5 protein-coding genes and 1 pseudogene are annotated in these 4,965 nt (G+C 70.9%); 2 read left to right on the top strand and 4 right to left on the bottom strand.

The window, feature by feature from the left end; translation table 11 throughout:
• Positions 1–144: 144 nt before the first annotated feature.
• The 3 genes from AEQ27_RS00380 to AEQ27_RS00370 all read right to left on the bottom strand — a co-directional run bounded on the left by AEQ27_RS00380 (position 145) and on the right by AEQ27_RS00370 (position 2,995).
• Complete coding sequence (locus AEQ27_RS00380; RefSeq protein ID WP_054144890.1) at positions 145–423, bottom strand: hypothetical protein; 279 nt, start codon at positions 421–423, stop codon at positions 145–147.
• Between the two features lie 20 nt (positions 424–443).
• Positions 444–1,790 carry a TRAP transporter large permease subunit gene (locus AEQ27_RS00375; protein ID WP_054144889.1) on the bottom strand — a complete coding sequence of 449 codons (1,347 nt, stop codon included), beginning with the start codon at positions 1,788–1,790 and terminating at the stop codon, positions 444–446.
• A 158-nt stretch (positions 1,791–1,948) separates the two neighbouring features.
• Positions 1,949–2,995, bottom strand: a complete 1,047-nt coding sequence (locus tag AEQ27_RS00370; protein ID WP_054144888.1) for an NAD(P)-dependent alcohol dehydrogenase — start codon at positions 2,993–2,995, stop codon at positions 1,949–1,951.
• A 328-nt stretch (positions 2,996–3,323) separates the two neighbouring features.
• On the opposite strand from AEQ27_RS00370, the gene AEQ27_RS00365 reads away from it, so the two are divergent.
• Both AEQ27_RS00365 and AEQ27_RS00360 read left to right on the top strand, forming a co-directional pair.
• A complete protein-coding gene (locus AEQ27_RS00365) occupies positions 3,324–3,680 on the top strand; it encodes a VOC family protein (protein WP_054144887.1) in 357 nt (118 codons plus the stop codon).
• A gap of 108 nt (positions 3,681–3,788) precedes the next feature.
• Complete coding sequence (locus AEQ27_RS00360) at positions 3,789–4,328, top strand: PadR family transcriptional regulator (RefSeq protein ID WP_054144886.1); 540 nt, start codon at positions 3,789–3,791, stop codon at positions 4,326–4,328.
• A gap of 132 nt (positions 4,329–4,460) precedes the next feature.
• Here AEQ27_RS00360 and AEQ27_RS18175 read toward each other — a convergent pair.
• Positions 4,461–4,965: pseudogene (locus AEQ27_RS18175) on the bottom strand (hypothetical protein); the annotation flags it as partial.

Here is a 4,965-nt window from a genome sequence, read left to right as displayed (position 1 = left end):
CCGGGGGGTCTGCGGAGTTGGCGACGGGCGGCGCCGCGGAGCGGTCGAGCGGTGTGCGGGGGTCGGTCACGGGGTCTCCGATGGTCGTGGGGGCGGTGGGTGACGGGGGCGGGGCGGGCGGGCCGGACCCGCCGGCCGGGGCGGTCATCCCTCGCTCGGCTTCCAGCCGTGGGCGTAGGACAGCAGCAGGGTCCAGATGCCGAGGACGGCGGCGATGCCGAACGCGACGGGGCTGAGGACGGCCTCGGCGGCCGTGACGAGGTCGGCGTCGAGTCCGATCACGCCCACCAGCTGGGTGAGGACGAACACGGTGCCGACGATCAACATCGAGACCAGCAGGACGACGAACACCGTCGTCATGACGCCGATCAGTCGGCGTCGGGCCGGGCCGTGCTGCGGTTCGGGGGTGGCTTTGTCGGTCATGGGGTCTTCTCCGTTCCGGGTCAGTGGGGCACGGGCAGCCAGCCCGGCCCGATCAGGGCGGCGATCAGCAGGATCGGCAGGACGTACAGGACGATCAGCGGCACGAACGTCTTGACCGGGTTGACCCCGGCGATGCCCGTGGCGATGTAGATGGCCGACGCACCGGGAGGTGATGCGCCCTCGGTCGACGCCGCGACGAGCACGACGCAGGCCGCGAGGATCGGGTCGACCCCGGCGACGACGAGCACGCTGAAGCCGATGCCGCCGATGGTCGCGATGGTCGCCGTCGAGCTGAGCGGACCGGCCACGAGGACCACGAGCACGGCGACGACGATCGACATGACGAGCGGCGAGGCGTCGAATCCGTTCAGCACCGCCGAGAGCTGGTCGGCGAGGCCGAGTTCGGTCAGCACGGCACCACCGGCGAAGGCGAAGACGAGGGTGGCGCCGATGTCGCGGTAGCGCGGGGCCGTCTTGGCGACGAAGTCGTACCAGGCCGCCCCCGTGCGCGGCAGCTTCTTGCGGCCGAGGACGAGCGCGAAGAGCAGCAGCAGGACGGGGATCCACACCACGATGCTGACGGTGTCCATGACGTCCTCGCCGAGGGCGCCGATCAGGGCCTCGCCGGTCGGGCCGAGGGTGACCAGCACGGGGATGACGATGCCGAGGAACAGCAGGAACGACGTCCAGCCCCGGGCGAAGGCCTGCACGAAGGGCATGATGTCCGAGCGGTCGACCCGGCCGATCTTGTGACGTCGCACGAAGATGAAGACGACGATCAACCGCCAGAGCACGCACCAACCGGCGGCTGCGAACATGGCGGGCAACAGGGCGTCGACCGAGACGAGTGGAGCGACCGTGGCCGTGCCGATCAGGATGAAGAACGACGCGCTCGGCGGGATGACCGTGCCGTTGCCCGCGTTGCCGGCGATCAGGGTGGCGGCGACGTGCGGCGGCCACTGCGAGCGCTTCATCCACGGGATGGCGACGGTGCCCATGGTCGCGGCGTTGGCCGAGCCCGAGTGCGCGACCGAGCCGAAGAGGGCCGAGCCGACGGTGGCGACGTACCCCGCGCCTCCTCGGAACCGACCGAGCAGCGAGTTGAGGATGTCGACCTGACGGTCGATCACCCCGGTCGCCGCCAGCAGGAAGCCGATGAAGGTGAACGCCAGGGCGGCGAAGACGATCTCCTGGCTGAAGGCGGCCTGCAGGCCGACGAGCAGCAGGTCGAGGACGTCGGGTCCGCCGAAGGCGCACACGACGAGGAATCCGACGACCATCGCCTCGCCGATGCCCCGTTTCAGCGGGACGCTCCAGACGACGATGGTGCCGATGTAGGCCATGAGGGCCCAGACGGCCAAACCCATGATGACTCGCTCTCCGTTGAGGGTCAGAAGTTCACTAGATGCACTCGAAGTGCGTTCCGTGAACCGTACGGGGTGTTCAGGCCGTCGTCAAGAACCCCCGCTCACGACGAACGCCCCCGCACACTCGGTGCGGGGGCGTCCGGCGGAACGGGGTCGGATCAGGCGAAGGTCGCCGCGTCGATCACGAAGCGGTAGCGCACGTCCGACTTCAGGACGCGCTCGTAGGCCTCGTTGATCTGGTCGGCGTCGATCAGCTCGGTCTCGGGCACGATGCCGTGCTCGGCGCAGAAGTCGAGCATCTCCTGCGTCTCGCGGATGCCGCCGATGGCCGAACCGGCCCAGCTGCGACGGGCGGGGATCAGGGCGAACGCGGGCACCTCGAGCGGCTCGGACGGGGCACCGACGTTGACGAGCGTGCCGTCGACGGCGAGCAGGCCGAGGTAGGCGCCCATGTCGACCTTCGCCGACACGGTGTTGATGATCAGGTCGAACGAGTTCGCCAGGTCGGTGAAGGTCTGCTCGTCGCTGGTCGCGTAGTGCGCCTTGGCACCGAAGCGCAGCGAGTCCTCTTTCTTCGAGGTGGTCTGCGACAGCACGGTGACGTCGGCGCCGAGTGCGGCGGCGATCTTCACGCCCATGTGGCCGAGGCCGCCCATGCCGACGATGGCGACCTTGGTGCCCTCGGTGACGCCCCAGTGGTGCAGCGGCGAGTACAGCGTGATGCCGGCGCAGAGCAGCGGGGCGACCTTGTCGTAGTCGAGCGACTCGGGCACGCGCAGCACGAAGTCCTCGGTGACGACGACGGCCTGCGAGTAGCCACCCTGGGTGACGGTGCCGTCGGCCGGGTCGACGCTCGTGTAGGTGCCGGTGTTGCCCTTGGCGCAGTACTGCTCGTCGCCTCGCTTGCAGTACTCGCACTCGCCGCACGAGTTGACCATGCAGCCGACGCCGACGCGGTCGCCGACCTTGTGCTTGGTGACCTCGGAGCCGACCTCCGAGACGGTGCCGACGATCTCGTGACCGACGACCTGCGGGTACTGGATCTCGCCCCACTCGCCGCGGACGGTGTGGATGTCGCTGTGGCAGATGCCGGCGTAGGCGATGTCGATCATGACGTCCTTCGGGCCGACGTCGCGGCGCTCGATGGTCGTCTTGACGAGGGGCTCGGTGGCGGACGGGGCCGCGTAGGCGTTGACGGTGCGCATGGGTCTCCTGGGGGTGGGTTCGGTTCGGGGACGAGGGACTGGGCGGAACACGGTGCTCGACGACGGGCTCCTCGTCTTCGACGTTACGCCCCCGGGACGACCGCGGGAGGCCCTGCCAGTGCCCCCGAGGCGACGGCCCGCAGGAGGCGCGGTGCGCGTCCGACCGGAACCGCGCCTCCTGCGGGTGGTCCGGTCGACCGCCGGCGACCGTGGGACACGCCTCCGGGTGGGAAAGTGCCCTGACTCGTGGCACGACTCGGAGGCCGGGCGGCGTACCAAGGAGCCAGCCGCAGCACCGGGTGGTCCGGTGCCGGACGAAGGAGTCGACATGGCAAGCGGAGTGGCAACAGTGTGGGTGCCCGTGACCGACATGGGGCGGGCGACGGCGTTCTACCGTGACGCGCTCGGCCTCACGGTGAAAAGCGAGAGCGACGACTGGACCGAGATCGACGCGAACGGCCTGATGATCGGCCTGAACGGGCGTGAACAGGCCGCGGCGTCGAGTGAAGGTGGCGCGGTCATCACGTTCCAGCCCGACGGCACCCTCGAGGACGCGTTGGCCGACCTGCAGTCGCGCAGCGCCGACGTGACCGGCACGATCAGCGAGCACCCGTGGGGCCGCATCCTGCCCTTCAAGGACACCGAGGGCAACGACCTGCAGTTCTACACGCCCCCGACCGACTGACGTCGGGGCCTGCAGGAGGCGCGGTGCCGGTTCGACCGGCACCGCGCCTCCTGCGTCCGGTCGCGTCGTGCGGAGGCCGACCGGCCGGACACGCACCATGATGTGGGGATGGTCACCGAGATCCTCATCCTGAGCAACCTGCTCGCCGGGCCGCAGCACGGGTACGACATCAAGCGGAACGTGCGTCGCCCGGGGCTCGGCGTGGTCAACAACAACGCCGTCTACACCGCCCTGAAGCGCCTGCACGAGCGGGGCTCGCTCGACCGCCGCACCGAGGAGACCACCGGCCGGCCCAACCGTCACGTCTTCTCGCTGACCGACGCCGGCCGCGAGCTGCTGCTCGAGCGGATCGCCGACTTCCCCGTCTCCCGCGGCGCCGACGACGAGGAGTTCTACGTCCGGTTCGCCCTGCTGTACCTGGTCGACGAGGCGACGCGGGCCGCGATCTTCGCCACGCGCGTCCAGGCCCTCGAGGAGCGCATGGCGACGGCACAGGCGTACCTCGACGCCGCCGAGGCCGACGGGACGCGCTTCCCGGTGCAGTCCGTGGCGATGTTCCGGCACCTGCTCGACCTGCTGATCACCGAGCGGGCGTGGGTCCGGGAGTACGCCCGCAGCGGCGAGATCGGGGCGCCGCGTCACCCGTAGTGGGGTGGCTCCGAACCTCTCGGTCCATTGAGGACTAGTACCCGTTGGACTAGCTTGATCCCGAAGCGAAGCCACGCTTCAGCGGAGCGCGAGCTCCGACGCACCGCGTCACCGCGGGGCGTGGAGTCGTCGTCACCTCAGGTCGGGGAGGGCGTCGACTCCGACCCCCTCGCCCACGTCGGGTGCCGGCGAGGGGGGAGCCCCGTGGTGGACCGTCGGAGGGGGCACCGTGACCACTGCATCGTCGCTCTTCATCGTCCGCTGCCCTGCCTGCGGGGACTCCACGCGGGTCGTGCCGAATCCGTTCGTCGGCATCGGGCTCGCGGTGCACGAGGACGTCCGGGCGTGCACGTCGTGCGTCTGGGCGGCGCCGCGGGGGTCGACCCGCGTCCGGGTCGAGGGGCAGGGCGAGCCGCGGGGCGGGGCGGGCGCGGGGGGCTGCGCCGGCGATGGGCGGGGGCGGGGGGTGGCGGGGGGCGGCTCGGGGGGGAGGGGGTCGTAACCCGTGGTGCGGGCGGCCGGTTCGACGAGCGGCGCGGAGTCGCCCAGAGCGGTGCGCGAGGTGGGCGGGGTGGCGAGCCAGTCGTGACCGGGCCGCTGGAGGCTCGCCCCGATGGCCGTGAGAGCACCGGAGACC

Origin of the sequence: Frigoribacterium sp. RIT-PI-h, assembly GCF_001297205.1 — a bacterium.
Taxonomy (GTDB): Bacteria; Actinomycetota; Actinomycetes; order Actinomycetales; family Microbacteriaceae; genus Frigoribacterium.
The sequence above is the reverse complement of the archived record's forward strand: the minus strand, read 5'-3'. Positions and strand labels throughout refer to the sequence as shown.

Coding starts and splice junctions, on each gene's coding strand:
- AEQ27_RS00360 (WP_054144886.1), top strand. CDS start 3,789: ATGGTCACCGAGATCCTCATCCTGAGCAACCTGCTCGCCGGGCCGCAG.
- AEQ27_RS00370 (WP_054144888.1), bottom strand. CDS start 2,995: ATGCGCACCGTCAACGCCTACGCGGCCCCGTCCGCCACCGAGCCCCTC.
- AEQ27_RS00375 (WP_054144889.1), bottom strand. CDS start 1,790: ATGGGTTTGGCCGTCTGGGCCCTCATGGCCTACATCGGCACCATCGTC.
- AEQ27_RS00365 (WP_054144887.1), top strand. CDS start 3,324: ATGGCAAGCGGAGTGGCAACAGTGTGGGTGCCCGTGACCGACATGGGG.
- AEQ27_RS00380 (WP_054144890.1), bottom strand. CDS start 423: ATGACCGACAAAGCCACCCCCGAACCGCAGCACGGCCCGGCCCGACGC.